The sequence below is a fragment of the Sandarakinorhabdus sp. genome, from assembly GCF_031430775.1.
In the GTDB taxonomy this organism is placed as follows: Bacteria; Pseudomonadota; Alphaproteobacteria; order Sphingomonadales; family Sphingomonadaceae; genus Sandarakinorhabdus.
The window spans coordinates 1-13,961 of sequence record NZ_JANPCD010000080.1; the positions used below are offsets into that span (position 1 = coordinate 1).

The 13,961-nt window shown below is 64.6% G+C and carries 10 protein-coding genes and 1 pseudogene; 5 read left to right on the top strand and 6 right to left on the bottom strand.

Annotation, left to right across the window (positions count from 1 at the left end; genetic code table 11):
* The 4 genes from RMQ73_RS04675 to RMQ73_RS04690 all read right to left on the bottom strand — a co-directional run.
* On the bottom strand, positions 1–415 hold a 415-nt coding region (locus RMQ73_RS04675), incomplete at its 3' end, for a hypothetical protein (RefSeq protein WP_310496898.1).
* A 22-nt stretch (positions 416–437) separates the two neighbouring features.
* The gene (gene cobT / locus RMQ73_RS04680; RefSeq protein ID WP_310496899.1) at positions 438–2,285 is read right to left on the bottom strand and encodes a cobaltochelatase subunit CobT; all 1,848 of its coding nucleotides are present in this window, start codon (positions 2,283–2,285) and stop codon (positions 438–440) included.
* 110 nt (positions 2,286–2,395) lie between these two features.
* The gene (locus tag RMQ73_RS04685; protein ID WP_310496900.1) at positions 2,396–4,390 is read right to left on the bottom strand and encodes a PBP1A family penicillin-binding protein; all 1,995 of its coding nucleotides are present in this window, start codon (positions 4,388–4,390) and stop codon (positions 2,396–2,398) included.
* Positions 4,387–5,949: a peptide chain release factor 3 gene (locus RMQ73_RS04690; RefSeq protein ID WP_310496901.1), complete on the bottom strand. Its 1,563-nt coding sequence runs from the start codon at positions 5,947–5,949 to the stop codon at positions 4,387–4,389. Before RMQ73_RS04690 ends, RMQ73_RS04685 begins: the two co-directional genes overlap by 4 nt.
* 239 nt (positions 5,950–6,188) lie before the next feature.
* On the opposite strand from RMQ73_RS04690, the gene RMQ73_RS04695 reads away from it, so the two are divergent.
* From RMQ73_RS04695 to RMQ73_RS14235, 3 genes and pseudogenes are all read left to right on the top strand, one after another.
* Entirely contained in the window at positions 6,189–7,208 is a 1,020-nt protein-coding gene (locus tag RMQ73_RS04695; protein WP_310496902.1) for a D-alanyl-D-alanine carboxypeptidase family protein, read from the top strand.
* Between the two features lie 7 nt (positions 7,209–7,215).
* A complete protein-coding gene (locus tag RMQ73_RS04700) occupies positions 7,216–7,608 on the top strand; it encodes a RidA family protein (protein WP_310496903.1) in 393 nt (130 codons plus the stop codon).
* A 460-nt stretch (positions 7,609–8,068) separates the two neighbouring features.
* Positions 8,069–8,173: pseudogene (locus RMQ73_RS14235) on the top strand (PEPxxWA-CTERM sorting domain-containing protein); the annotation flags it as partial.
* Here the strand turns inward: RMQ73_RS14235 and aceB are convergent.
* Together aceB and RMQ73_RS04715 are read right to left on the bottom strand one after the other, a co-directional pair.
* A complete protein-coding gene (aceB, locus tag RMQ73_RS04710) occupies positions 8,170–9,768 on the bottom strand; it encodes a malate synthase A (protein ID WP_310496905.1) in 1,599 nt (532 codons plus the stop codon). The pseudogene RMQ73_RS14235 and the gene aceB overlap by 4 nt on opposite strands.
* 11 nt (positions 9,769–9,779) lie before the next feature.
* Complete coding sequence (locus RMQ73_RS04715) at positions 9,780–11,213, bottom strand: short-chain fatty acyl-CoA regulator family protein (RefSeq protein ID WP_310496906.1); 1,434 nt, start codon at positions 11,211–11,213, stop codon at positions 9,780–9,782.
* 233 nt (positions 11,214–11,446) lie between these two features.
* Here RMQ73_RS04715 and RMQ73_RS04720 point away from each other — a divergent pair, with 233 nt between their 5' ends.
* Positions 11,447–13,042 carry an isocitrate lyase gene (locus tag RMQ73_RS04720; RefSeq protein WP_310496907.1) on the top strand — a complete coding sequence of 532 codons (1,596 nt, stop codon included), beginning with the start codon at positions 11,447–11,449 and terminating at the stop codon, positions 13,040–13,042.
* A 168-nt stretch (positions 13,043–13,210) separates the two neighbouring features.
* Positions 13,211–13,873 (top strand): Crp/Fnr family transcriptional regulator, encoded by a 663-nt coding sequence (locus RMQ73_RS04725; RefSeq protein ID WP_310496908.1) that lies wholly within the window; start codon positions 13,211–13,213, stop codon positions 13,871–13,873.
* Positions 13,874–13,961 lie beyond the last annotated feature (88 nt).

Here is a 13,961-nt window from a genome sequence, read left to right on the forward strand (position 1 = left end):
CGTCTTCGTCCCACAGCTGCTGGTATATGGCGACAAAGCCCTTGCCGATCATCGCCAGCACATCGGGGTCGCTGATCGGCACATGATATTCGACATGGACTTGGCAAGCCTGCGGCGCGGTTTGCATGACAGTGACGCGGATTTCGCTGGTCGCGCCCGGGCCGGCTTCGGTCACAACGCGGTAGCGGCTGGTGTCGGGTGCGATGAACAGTTTCAGCGTCTGCGCCGGGCCGCCGCCCGCTGCCGTCAGGCGCACCCGCCAGCCGTCGGCGTCTTCGTCCACCAGTTCACAGGCGGCAAAGCTGCTGGCGTGCAGCGCTGGCAGATGTTCCCAGTCCAGTACGTTCTCACGGATACGGGCAATGCTGGCGTTCACCTCGCGAACGTAGGTACCAGCCAGCGACAGGCTGGTCATGTCAGGGCCAGCCCAAGGCTGGTCATCGGCGCGCCCGCGGACGCGGATCGGATTCGAACAGGCTGGCCAGCTGGTCGATGATGGTGCCGCCAAGTTGTTCGGCGTCCATGATGGTCACCGCGCTCTTGTAATAGCGTGTCACGTCATGGCCGATGCCGATCGCGATCAATTCGACCGGCGAGCGCGTTTCGATGGTGCGGATAACCTGGCGCAAATGGCGTTCCAGATAATTGCCGCTGTTGACCGACAGGGTCGAATCATCCACCGGCGCCCCATCGGAAATCACCATCAGGATGCGGCGATCCTCGCGCCGAGCCAGCAGGCGGTCATGGGCCCAGAGCAACGCCTCGCCGTCGATATTCTCCTTGAGCAGCCCCTCGCGCATCATCAGGCCAAGGTTCTTGCGTGCCCGGCGCCACGGTGCATCGGCCGGTTTGTAGACGATGTGGCGCAGGTCATTCAGCCGCCCCGGCTTGGCGCTGCGCCCTTCGGCCAGCCATTTCTCGCGGGATTGGCCGCCCTTCCATGCTCGGGTGGTGAAACCCAGGATCTCGGTCTTGACGGCGCAGCGTTCCAGCGTGCGCGCCAATATGTCGGCGCAGATGGCGGCAATCGAGATCGGCCGCCCGCGCATCGAACCGCTGTTGTCGATCAACAGCGTCACCACCGTATCGCGAAACTCGGTGTCCCGCTCAATCTTGTAGCTGAGGGCATGGGCGGGATTGGTGACGATCCGCACCAGCCGGGCGGCATCGAGCAGGCCCTCCTCCTGGTCGAAATCCCAGCTGCGGTTCTGCTGCGCCATCAGCCGGCGTTGCAGCCGGTTGGCCAGCTTGGTGACCGCCGATTGCAGCGGGATCAGCTGCTGATCCAGATAGCCGCGCAGCCGGGTCAGTTCCTCGGCATCACACAGGTCATCGGCGCCGACCACTTCGTCATAGGCGTGGGTAAAGGCGCGATACTCGAAATCGGGCGGCAGGTCGCTGGTCGGCAGGTTGGGCCGCCAAGGCATCATGCCTTCCTGGCCTTCGTCACCCATATCGGCGTCGGACACCATGTCGGTGTCCATCTCGACCTCGCGGGTTTCGCCTTCCTCGGATTGTTCGTCGCTGTCCTGTGCGCGGGTTTCGGTGGACTGGTCCTGCCCGCCCTGTTCCTGCTCGTCGCCCTCCTCGCCCTCGTCGGGCTGCTCCTCGGGCGCGTCGTCGCTGTCCTCGCCCTCGTCGCTGTCGGCGTCCGGGTCTTCGGCCAGCCCCAGATCGGACAGCACGCGGCGCATGACCTGCGCGAATGCGGCCTGGTCATCGATGGCCGTCACCAGTTCATCGAGATGGCCGCCGGCGCGTTCCTCGATGTAGGCTTGCACCAGTTCCATTGCCGCTTGCGCGGCGCGCGGCGGCGGCGCGCCCGTCAGCCGTTCACGCACGATCAAGCCAAGCGCTGTGGCCAGCGGCACTTCGGCTGCAGTCCGTGCGCGCACGATCGGGTCGGCGCGCACGCGCATTTCGGTCATACGGTTCAGGTTCACTGCAACGCCGGCCATTTCGGCGCTGCCCAGCGCTTCGAAGCGCGCCTGTTCGACAGCATTCCAAACGTCGCGGGCCGCGCCGGCATCCGGCTGGGCCTGGCCGTGCAGCTTGGGATCGTGAAACCGGCGGCGCAGGGCAAAGCTGTCGGCCCAGCCGCGCACTTCGGCGACCTGTTCGGGCGGCAACGCACGGCTCGGCTGCGGCACCCGTGCCGAATCGCCGAAACAGCCCGGCTTGTCGGCGGTGAATGACAATTCGATGTCCGGTGCATGGCCAAGCGCCCGCAGCGCGGCGGCAACGGCGGCGCGGAAATCTTCGACGGGGTTTTCAGGCGCAGGCATATCGTCTGTCTAGCGGGGCTTTTGGCGAAGTGCCACGCGTCATCTGCGCCACAGGGCGATCACCTGCCGATGCTGACAGGCCCGATGGCGAGAATATGCCGGCGAGATCGCTACTGCGCTTCGATCGGCGGTGGCTCGTCCGGAACCAGCGGCGTGTCGATGGTCACCTCAACGTCGCCAGTATCGATGGTGACATTGTCCATGGCATCCAGCATGGCTTCAGTGTCATCGGCGCCCAGCGAATTTTCCATGCGCATCAGCAATTCCTCGGGGCTTGGTCCGCGCGGCAGCTTGCCTTCCTTGGTCAGCGCATCGACCATGAAGCGTTTCCACATCCGCGCCGGCAGGCTGCCACCGACGATGCTGCCGGCCATTGGCGAATTGTCGTCATTGCCGACCCAGACACCGACCACCAGATCGCCGGCAAAGCCGATGAACAGCGCATCTCGGTGGTTCTGGGTGGTGCCGGTCTTGCCATAGGTCGGGATGTTGAGCGCGGCCTTGTTGCCGGTGCCGTTCCTGACCGCCGAATTCAGCAGTTTGAGCATGGGTTCGCGGCTGGGCCATGTGGCAGCCGCGGCATCGGGATCAGCCATGGCCTCGATCTCGCGCGGTTCGTCCGGGTCCTCGCCGGGCCGCGCCTTCCACAGGCCGGTTGCGATGACCGGGCGCTTGCCGGACGCGAGCGCGGCATAGGCGCGGGTCATGTCGACCAGCGTTATCGGAGTCGTGCCCAGCGCCATGGCCGGATACAGGCTGACCCCGCCAGTGATGCCGAGTTTTCGCACCTGCGCCGCCACGGCCGGCACGCCCACCATCTGCCCCAGCCGCACCGCCGCGACATTGGACGACGCGGCAAAGGCGGTGGCGAGGCTGATCGGCCCGCGATACTTCAGGTCGTCGTTCTTGGGAGCATAGTCGCCGATGACGATCGGCGTGTCCTCGACGATATCGCCCGGCGTCAGCCCGGCGTCGAGCGCGGCCAGATAGACGAACAGCTTGAACGACGACCCCGGTTGCCGCTGCGCCTGGGTGGCGCGGTTGAAGGAACTGGTCTTGTAATCGGTGCCGCCGACCATGGCGACGACCGTGCCATCGGGCCGCATCGCCACCAACGCGGCCTGGCTGACATTCAGGCCCTGTGCGCCGGCCAGCGCATCCTTGACGGCGCGTTCGGCCAGCTTTTGCAGATCATGGTCGAGCGTGGTGCGCACGATGATCTCGCCATAGGCCGTTTCGGTCATCGCATCGCGTGCCTGCGGCAGCACCCAATCGGCAAAATAACTGCCCGTCGGCAACGACTTGCGGCCGGGGACATAGCGGGCGGGGACGGCCTTTTTCGCCTCTGCTGCGGTTATGGCCCCGGTATCGACCATGGCGGCCAGCACCAGCGCGGCGCGTTCGCGGGCATCCTTCAGATGCCGGCTCGGCGCCAGCCTGGACGGTGCCTGCACCAGCCCGGCCAGCATTGCAGCCTCGCCCAGCGTCAATTCCTCGGGTGTCGTATCGAAATAGACACGGGCGGCGGCGCGGATGCCAAAGGCACCATCGCCGAAATACACGCTCGACAGATAGCGTTCGAGGATCTCGTCCTTAGTCAATCGCTGCTCGACATAAAGCGCGATGATGACTTCCTGCAATTTGCGGCGGATCGAGCGCTCGGCAGTCAGGAAGCTGGTCTTGGCAAACTGCTGGGTCAGCGTTGATCCGCCCTGCGAGACGCCGCCGGCCCGGGCATTGGCGAACAGGGCGCGCATGATGCCGACAGGATCGACGCCCATATGGTCATAGAACCGCCGGTCCTCGATGGCGACCAGCGCGGCGGGGACGTATTTGGGCAGTTTGGCAATCTCGATCGGCGCTTCCTTGTAGTCGCCGCGCCGGGCAATCGGACGCCCTTCGCTATCGGTCAGCACCAGCGCCGGGGACTTGGCTGGCTCCAGCGCGCGGCCCAGCGGCGTAGTCACCACTAGCCAGACGACCAGCGCCGTAAACAGCCCGGCGGCTATGGCCATGCCCGGCACCAGCCAGCGCCGGATACGCTGCCACCGAGTACGGGGAGGTACTTCGGGAGGTGCTTCGGAGGAGGCGGACAGCCCGGTCATGCCCGTTCCCGGGTTGCGGAGAATTTGATCGTTGTCTCGCGCTGGGAGACGTAATTCAGTTCCCAATTGTCGCGTGCCATGAACACCGGCCCGCCGTCGCGGTCCTCGGCCATGGCACCGCGGCTTTCTTCCATGAAGCGCTTGAGATCGGCCGGCGCACCCGAAATCCAGCGCGCGGTTTCATAGGGGCTTGGCTCGAAGCTGGCGGCGACGCGGTATTCCGCCTCCAGCCGGCTGATCAGCACTTCCAGCTGCAACTGCCCGACAACACCGACGATCCACTGGCTGCCGATCATGGGCTTGAACAGCTGGGTGACACCCTCCTCGGCCATGTCGGTCAGCGCGGTGCGCAGCTGTTTCGACTTGGTGGGATCGTCCAGCCGCACGCGGCGCAGGATTTCCGGCGCAAAATTGGGGATGCCCGTAAAGGTGACATCGTCCTTTTCCACCAGCGAATCGCCGACACGCAGCACGCCATGGTTGGGAATGCCGATGATGTCGCCCGGAAACGCCTCGTCGGCAATCTCGCGGTCCTGGGCGAAGAAAAAGATCGGCGAATTGATGGCGATCATCTTGCCGGTCGCCATCTGGCGCAATTTCATGCCGCGCCGGAACCGCCCCGACGCGATGCGCAGGAACGCGATCCGGTCGCGGTGCTGCGGGTTCATATTGGCCTGCACCTTGAACACAAAGCCCGATACCTGCGGGTCATCAGGCTTTACCGGCGCCGGCAGCGCGGGCTGCGGGCGCGGGCTGGGTGCAAATTCCATCAGCGCGTCGATCAATGCCTCGACGCCGAAATCCTTGAGCGCGGAGCCGAACAGCACCGGGGTCAGGGCGCCGGCCCGGTATTTCTCGGCATCCAGCGTCGCATAGCCGCCCAGCGCCAGTTCGGCCTGGTCGCGCAGCCGGTCGGCCACCGGGCCGGCAAGCGTGTCGATGCGTGGATCATCGAGGCCGGTCAGCCGCACGGTTTTTCCGGCGCCGCCCGACGGCGTACCATCGGGCATCAGGAAATCATGGGTGCGCAGATCATAAAGGCCGTGAAATTCGCCGCCCATGCCCACCGGCCAGTTCAATGGCGCCACGTCCAGCGCCAGCACATCGGCAATCTCGTCGATCAGTGCGAACGGGTCCAGCCCCTCGCGGTCGACCTTGTTGATGAAGGTGATGATCGGCACATCGCGCAGCCGGCAGACCTCGAACAGCTTGCGGGTCTGGGCCTCGATGCCGCGCGCCGCGTCGATGACCATGACGGCGGAATCAACAGCCGTCAGCGTGCGATACGTGTCTTCGGAAAAATCCTCATGGCCGGGCGTGTCGAGCAGGTTGAACACGGTGCCGCCGCGTTCGAAGGTCATCACGCTCGATGTCACCGATATGCCGCGCGCCTGCTCGATCTTCATCCAGTCGGACCGCGCCCGGCGGTTCTGGCCACGTGCGCGCACTTCACCGGCCATATGGATGGCGCCGCCGAACAGCAGCAGCTTTTCCGTAAGCGTGGTTTTGCCAGCATCGGGGTGCGAAATGATCGCGAAGGTGCGGCGGGGCTGCGTCATGATGGGCGCGGCGCGAATGACAGATGCAGCGCCGCTGCGCAATGGGGGACGCGCGTGAGACGCGCATCGGCTGTGTCAAAGCGCCGGAGCGAGTCGGTGCTGCGGCAGGGCGAAGGCAGATACGTTATCTGCGCCTTGTCGCGAGTCGCTCCCTTCTGTTAAGATAACGATCGTGGAGCTTCGAGGATTTTCGATTGGGTCACAGACTGATAGGCGCTGTTCTTGCCATCACGGCTGCGATGATGTCGCTGCCGGCCCTTGCTGCCAGCCTGTATGGCCAGGCGAAATATGCTGCCATCCTGATCGACAATGACACCGGCGAGGTGCTGTACGCCCGCCAGGCAGATACGTTGCGCGCACCCGCCTCCATCACCAAGGTCATGACGCTGTATGTGGCGTTCGAGGACATGGCGGCAGGGCGGCTGCGCGAAGATGACCGCATCACAGTGTCGAAACACGCCGCCCGCCAAGACCCCTCCAAGATCTGGCTGCGTCCCGGTAGCAGCATCAGCGTGCGCGATGCCATCGGCACCATTGCGACACGCTCGGCCAATGACGCCGCCGTCGCGCTGGCGGAACACATTGCCGGCTCGGAGGACGCGTTCGCTGAACGGATGAGTGCCACGGCGCGGCGGCTGGGCATGACCCAGACCCGTTTTGTCAACGCATCCGGCCTCAGCGATTCGCGGCACCTGACCACGGCGCGTGATATCGCCGTGCTGTCTCGGGCCATGATCCGCGATTTTCCGGTGCTGTATCCGGTGTTCTCGCAAACGAGTTATGCCTATCGCGGCCAGGCCATCGCCAATCACAACCACCTGCTCAAGACGATGGCCGGCGTCGATGGCATCAAGACCGGCTTTACCCAGACAGCCGGCTTTACCCTAGCCGCATCGGCCGTGCAGAATGGCAAGCGGTTGATTGCCGTTGTGCTGGGCGGGCCGAGCCGGATGGGCCGCGACAGCAATGTCGGCGAACTGCTCAGTATCGGTTTCGATGTGCTGAACCGGCGGCGGCTGGGCATCGAGACCACTGTCGCCGCCAATTTTGCCGAGCCTGACGACCTGTCCGACAGCGTCATGGACCGGCTGGCCACGATCCTGGCGCCTGACGCCGCCGTGGTGCTGGCCGGAACGCCATTGCCGCCCCTGCAACCGGGCGGCCAGGCCGGATCCGGCGCTGTGATGGGCTTGGGCACGGCGATGGCCGCAGCCAACGCCATGAGCAACAGCGCGCTGCTCACCTACCCGCCCAGATAGGACCCGGATGAGCGGACTGATCCGGAGAATCTCCAGCGGGGCGCCGTGGGAGGCCAAGGTCGGTTATTGCCGCGCCGTGGTAGCACCGCCATTCGTGTTCATCGCCGGCACGGTCGGTCGCAATCCCGATACCGGCAAAATGCCGGCCGATGCGCCCGGCCAATGCGCGCAGGCACTGGCCATCATCGGCAAGGCGCTGGCAGACGCCGGCAGCGATTTTGCCCATGTTGTGCGCGTCACCTATTATCTGCCCGACCGCGCCGATTTCGAGCCGTGCTGGCCGCATCTGCGCGGTGCTTTTGGCGCCAATCCGCCCGCATCGAGCGTGGTATTCTGCGACCTGATCGACCCCGCAATGCGCATCGAGATCGAAGTGACGGCGATGCTGCGAGCACCTTAGCGGATTCAGCAGGCGCGCACGCATGTTGTGCGGCGCCGATCCGTGCTATGGTTACTGGATGATGAAGTCCAGGCTTCCTGTTGTCATCGCTGCCTGCCTTTTCGCCGCGTCGTCGGCACAGGCAGTCACCCAGTTCGATGTGTTCTTCGATTTTGATTCGCCCCAGCCGGGCGGTTTCTTCACCGTGGGTGACATCACGTTGCAGGGGTTCAACTACGATGCAGGCGGGGTTACATATTTCACGCCAGTTGGCGCGTCATTCTCGCCGTTCCGGCTGGCGAGCCGTTTTGCTTTCGATTCGACGGCGCCGGGCCAATGGTTCGGGCGCACCCGGAACTCTCAGTCCATGTCGGGCAGCATTGCAGTGGGGCACAACATCGTGACACCGGATGCGCCACTGCAATATTTCGTCTTTTACACCAACAACGTGCTGCAGATGGACAATCTGACCATCAGCGTCATCGCAAACGTGCCGGAACCGCGCAATTGGGCAATGCTGCTGGCCGGTTTCGGCGCCGTTGGCTGGCAGCTGCGCGCCCGCAGGCACGCAGCCGCAACTTCCTAACGCGCGAAGTAATGCTCATAGGCCGGGACCGTCAGGAACGGCTCCAGCTTGTCGGCCAGCGTCAGCGTGCGGAACACTTCGGCGGCTTCGGTGTATTTGCCGCCAGCGAAGAAATTGTCGCCAACCTGCGCCTTCCACACCGCAAGCTGTTCGTCGGTCACGCGGTTTATGAGATCGGCATCGACCTTTTCGCCGGAATCGAGTGACGCGCCGGCCTTTTTCCACTGCCAAAGCTGCGTGCGGCTGATTTCGGCGGTGGCGGCGTCTTCCATCAGGTTGTGCAGCGGCACGGCGCCCTGGCCGCGCAGCCAGGCGGCAATGTACCCGATGCCGACGTTGATGTTGTTGGTGAGTCCGGCCAGCGTGCGCGGGCCCTGCGGCGGCGTGATCAGGTCGGCGGCCGTCGCACTGCCTGCCGGTATGACATGCAGCTGGTTGGGGCCGGGCATCAGCCGGTCGAACACGTCGCGCGCCACCCCGACCAGGCCCGGATGCGCCACCCATGTGCCGTCATGGCCAAGCGTCGCCTCGCGCTCCTTGTCGGCGCGCACGGCGGAATAAGCCTTTTCATTAGCAGCTTCATCGTCCTTGACGGGGATGAAGGCGCTCATGCCGCCCATCGCATGGGCGCCGCGCTTGTGGCAGGTGCGCACGACATGGGCTGCATATTTCGCCATGAACGGCACGGTCATGGTGACGGCGGCGCGGTCGGGCAGCAGCTTGGAGGCATCGTTCTGGAACGTCTTGATATAGCTGAAGATATAATCCCAGCGGCCGCAGTTCAGCGCCGTGATGTGATCGCGCAGTTCATACAGGATTTCCTCGGCCATGAAGGCACCGGGCAGGGTTTCGATGAGCACGGTGGCGCGGATGGTACCCAGCGGCAGATCCAGCATCGACTGGGCGGTGATGAAGATGTTGTTCCACAGCCGCGCCTCCAGATAATGTTCCAGCTTGGGCAGGTAGAAATAGGGGCCGGAGCCGCGCGCAATCAGCGCCTTGGCATTGTGGAACATGTACAGGCCGAAATCGAAGATGGCACCGGAGACGCGCTCCCCGTCCACCGTCATGTGCGCTTCATCCAGGTGCCAGCCGCGCGGGCGGGCGATGAGCACGGCGGTCTGCGCATTGAGCGCGTAAGACTTGCCCTTGTCTTCCAGCGTGATCGTGCCGGCGGCGGCATCGCGCAGATTGACCTGGCCTTGCACCATCACGTCCCATGTCGGTGCCGAGGCATCCTCAAGGCAGGCCATGAAGCATTTGGCACCGGAATTCAGCGCGTTGATGACCATCTTGCGATCGCAAGGCCCGGTGATCTCGACACGGCGGTCGGTCAGATCGGCCGGGGCGGGGCGCACTTTCCAGTTCGGGTCTGCGCGCACCGACGACATTTCACCGGCAAAATCGATCTCACCGCCCTGATTGTACCAGGCCTGGTGCTGCATCCGCGCCGTCAACAGCGAACGCCGCGTGGTTTCATACATGCGGTGGAGCTGCGCCACGAACGCCAGCGCCGGGGGCGTGAGGATCGTCTCATAGCCGGGCTGCACGGCGCCAAGGACGTGCACGCCGGCAAGTGCGGGGTATTGGGACATGAGAAAGCCTTTCAATCTTCGGAGAAACGAAACGGAGTGAGGCCGCGCTGGCGTTCATCGAATGCCAGTGGCGCGCCGGCCGGCGGCGCGCCGCGTTGCCGGCACTGGGCGCGGTGGCATGCCGCGCAGCCGGGGCCAATCGGCGTGGCGGGGCCGGACAGATCGGCGCCGGCGCTCCATGACAGCGGCCCGGCATGGGCCACATCACAGCCGATGCCGATGGCAAATTGCGGCCGCGCCGCGCCCCAGGGCATGGCAGCCGTGCGAACCGTGCGCGCGAGTGTCAAAAATCGCTGACCATCTTCCATCTCGACAAGCTGGCGCCCGATCTCGCCGGGCCGGTCAAACGCGGCATAGACGTGCCAGAGCGCGCAGCCGCCGGCGATCGGCAACGGCGACGACAGCAGAAGGGGAGCACCGGGCGCGAAGGATTTGGAAATGGTCCCGGCGCGGTCAACCCGCAGGAAAAAGAACGGCACGCCGCGCGCACCGGGCCGGTGCAACGTCGTCAGCCGGTGCGCCACCTGTTCAAGCCCGCGCCCGAAGCGCGCCTGCAGCAATTCGACATCGTAACCGGTGGCCTCGCATGCGGCCAGGAAACGCACATAGGGCATGAGGGTCGCGGCAGCAGCGTATTTGCCAAGCGCCACAGTCGCAGCGCGCGCCGCCAGTGGCTCGGTGATGCCGGTGGCCGTGATGGCCGCGGCAATGGCGGATTTGAGCTCGATCAGCACAAGCTGGACGGCTGCGGCAAAACCCCGACTGGCAGCATCCAGCGATTCCGACAATTGCAGTTGCCGGGCATGCAGGTCGAGCCGGCGCAAATGGCTGGGCAGCACCTCGGCCGGCATCGCCCGCACGGTGATGGCGTGCCGGGCGCGCAGCCGGTCCACGACAGCGGCATTCAGATCAGGGCCGGACTGGCGCAGTTCATCCGCCAGCATTTCTGCTGCGGTATCAAGCGTATGGAAGTAGTTGCCGGCGTCGGCAATCATGCGGATGACGGCATCGATCGGGCCCGGCTGGGGGGCGATCTGGGCGGCGGCCGGTGCCGTGCTGGCCAGCCGCACCAGTGCCTGGGCGATGCCGGGGGAGCGTGCCGCGAGTTCACGCAGTTCGGCACGCGGCACATCGATGCCGGTAAGGCGCGGGTCTGTAAAAATCCGTGATAATTCGTCGGCCAGATCGCTGCCATCGCTGCCGCTGAGCTGCCGAATGTCGATATCATAGCTGCTGGCAAGTTTGAGCAGGAACGATGCCGACAAGGGCCGCTGGTCGCGTTCGATCAGGTTGAGATAGCTGACGGAAACGCCAAGGTCGCTGGCCATGCGCGTCTGCGTCAGGCCGCGACTGCTGCGGATGCGCCGGATGCGTGCGCCGGCAAACAGTTTGCGGCCAGGACCATCGCTGTCGGGGGCGATGACCGGCGCATGCGAGAAAGGCATTTCTGTCAAGATTTTTACAATGTGACCGAATGTGAGGGCGAAAATGAGACACTTCTACACGATTCTTTGACGAACCGCGTTGACGCCGCACTAGCGCAGGGGCAGAGCCATGACAACAGCGATGTTGGCCAGCTGATTGCAGACAAAGGGGAGGATGCGGCGGAGGCAGCAGGCAATGCAGCCCCGCCGCAAGCATTTTCGTCACAAAACACGGATTTTCAGGAGTTTTTTCCATGTCGTACCAGGACCATATCAACCAGACGGGCGCCCTGATCAACACCAAGGGCGGCACCTGGGATGGCATCAGCGCCGAATCGGTCGCCCGGATGCGCTTGCAGAACCGGTTCCGCACCGGCTTGGACATCGCCCGTTACACCGCTGCCATCATGCGCCGCGACATGGCCGCCTATGACGCCGATCCCGCCAATTACACCCAGTCGCTGGGCTGCTGGCACGGCTTCATCGGCCAGCAGAAGATGATTTCCATCAAGAAGCACTTCGGTTCGACCGAGCGGCGTTATCTGTATCTGTCCGGCTGGATGATCGCGGCGCTGCGCAGCGATTTCGGCCCGCTGCCCGACCAGTCGATGCACGAAAAGACCAGCGTCCCGGCGCTGATCGAGGAGCTTTACACCTTTCTTCGCCAGGCTGATGCCCGCGAGCTTGGCATGATGTTCCGCGATCTTGATGCGGCCCGCGCCGCTGGCGACCAGATCAAGGCCAAGCAGGTGCTTGCCGCCATCGAGGGTCACCAGACCCATGTCGTACCGATCATCGCCGATATCGACGCCGGTTTCGGCAATGCCGAAGCCACCTATCTGCTGGCCAAGAAGATGATCGAGGCCGGCGCCTGCGCGCTCCAGATCGAAAACCAGGTCTCGGACGAAAAACAGTGCGGCCACCAGGACGGCAAGGTCACGGTCCCGCATGAGGACTTTCTCGCCAAGGTCCGCGCCTGCCGCTATGCGTTTCTGGAATTGGGCATCGAGGACGGCATCATCGTCACGCGCACCGATTCATTGGGCGCCGGCCTGACCAAGCAGATTGCCGTATCCAACGCACCCGGCGATATCGGTGACCAGTACAACAGCTTTCTCGATTGCGAGGAAATCGACCCCGCCACTGCCCGCAACGGCGATGTCATCCTGAACCGCGACGGCAAGCTGATGCGCCCCAAGCGCCTGCCGTCGAACCTGTTCCAGTTCCGCGCCGGCACGGGCGAGGACCGCTGCGTGCTCGATTGCATCACCTCACTGCAGAACGGCGCCGACCTGCTGTGGATCGAAACCGAAAAGCCGCACATCGAACAGATTGCCGGCATGGTCGACCGCATCCGCGAAGTCGTGCCGAACGCCAAGCTGGTGTACAACAACAGCCCCAGCTTCAACTGGACGCTGAATTTCCGCCAGCAAGTCTATGATGCCTGGGTTGCCGCCGGCAAGGACGTCAGCAGCTACGACCGCGCGCGGCTGATGAGCGTCGATTATGACGCCACCGATCTTGGCGCCGAAGCCGATGAGCGTATCCGCACCTTCCAGTCGGACAGCGCCCGTCGCTCGGGTATCTTCCACCATCTGATCACGCTGCCGACCTATCACACCGCCGCATTGTCCACGGATAATCTGGCGCGCGAATATTTCGGCGACGCTGCCATGCTGGGTTACGTGAAGAACGTCCAGCGCGCCGAAATCCGTCAGGGTATTGCCTGCGTCAAGCACCAGAACATGTCCGGCTCGGACCTGGGCGATGATCACAAGGAATATTTCGCTGGTGAAGCGGCGCTCAAGGCCGGCGGCGCGCACAATACGATGAACCAGTTCGCTGCGTAGCCGGGCCAGTTGCCATCGCGCAGCGATGGACACGAACTCCGGCAAGCACGAACGGGACGCAAAAAAGGGCGGCTTTCAAGGTCTCCCTTTTTTGACTCGTCCGACGGCGCGGCTTTGACGCGCACTCCCCCCTTGACCGTTCGCCAACATCCCGCGACGTTTGCGGCAATGTCCGCGCCAGATACCCTAACCGCCGTTCTCGGCCGATTGCTGCCCGGCGGCGATGTGGCTGCGCGCATCGCGGCGCGCGGGGCTGACAGGCGCTATACGGCTGGCGACGTCATCCTGCCCCAGGGCGAGACGACCGATAAAAGCTGGCTCGTGCTGGCGGGCCGCGCCCGCGCGCAGCATCTGACCGCCGAAGGGCGCGTGGTACCGCTGCATGATTTCCTGCCCAGCGACCTGTTCGGCGCGGTGGCGGCCGGCACCGGCGCCCAGCCCGCCGAAGTCGCCGCGCTCGATCCGACGCACAGCCTGGTATTTCGCGGCGCCGATTTCCTGGCGCTGATGGAACAGCATGCGGCGCTGGGCATGCTGGTGACCCAGTCACTTATCCGGCGGCTGAACGGCCTTGTCGATCAGATGATCGCGCGCACCACCCTGTCGGCGACGGGGCGCATCCACGCCGAATTGCTGCGCCGCGCCCGGGCGCAGGGCGGCCATGTCATCAGCCCGGCGCCGGTGCTGTCGCAGATGGCCGCCGATCTCGACACCACGCGCGAGACGGTATCGCGGGCGATTTCCGCGCTGGAGCGGCGCGGCATCATCACCCGCGACGCCGCCGCATTAACCATTGCCGCGCCGGGACGACTGGAAGCGATGGTCATCTGACCATCAGCGGCGGCGGAGGCCATAGAGCCGAACGGCCTCGCTGAACGGCGACAGCTTCACCTCGCCGACAAATTCGGCGGCGATGCCG